An 815-nucleotide genomic window follows, 5' to 3' on the forward strand; every position below is an offset into this window, starting at 1 on the left:
GTGATTTCTTTTGACACTAACCCATCCCTTGTTTCAAATTGGATGCGTAGATCTTTCTTACCAGCAGTAGATGTATCAAATTCTTCTAATTGAGTCACCGTGTAGAGACTCGGTGCCAATTCGATCCCGTTGATGGTGATATGATCGATCAGATTTGCTCCATTGATACCTGCTGTACTATCGCCTAAAGTAAATTCTTGTGGTGAAGACTCTGCAGCTACGGTAATAATTGGTTCTAACCCATTGTCTGTCACTTCGTAATAAGCATAATTTGAACCAATCGTGTAATCACGAACTAATTCGTCTTGCATGAGTAAGTTTCGCCCTTGCGAAGCACCTTGAGGATCTACATGGTAGACTTTGATCACATTGCCTTTTTCAACTGGTAAAGGCTGTCCATTATTGAAGCCATTGATCGCATCTCTGATCGAGGAGTTACCCGCTACTTCATAGGTAAAATTCGAGCTAGTTCCTCCCATGATCTCGATTGAATAATAGGTATCACGACCAAAGTGGTTATTGACTGGATTGGCAAGGTTTGTACCACTAACGCCTTGAGATGCATGGAGTGCCAATTGTCCGTCTTCTTTAAGTAAACTAAACGCACCAACCGTTGCTTCATTCAATCCCCTTAAAACAAAAGTTTGACCCCAATTCACACCGTATTCTACTTCCATTTCATTTGAGGCAAGACCATCATTCATATTTAGTCTTAGACGCATATTACGTGTACCGATCGTACTCGTGTCAAAATCAATCAGTGATTCTACTGTGTACTGACTGCTATCGATTCTTCGACCATTGATCGTCACATT

General features: G+C 41.1%; 1 pseudogene. It reads right to left on the reverse strand.

Annotated features, from left to right (window positions below):
- Positions 1 to 815, reverse strand: a pseudogene (locus CUS89_RS15520) (cell wall protein); the annotation flags it as partial.

The sequence above is a fragment of the Enterococcus mundtii genome (assembly GCF_002947535.1).
GTDB lineage: Bacteria > Bacillota > Bacilli > Lactobacillales > Enterococcaceae > Enterococcus_B > Enterococcus_B mundtii_B.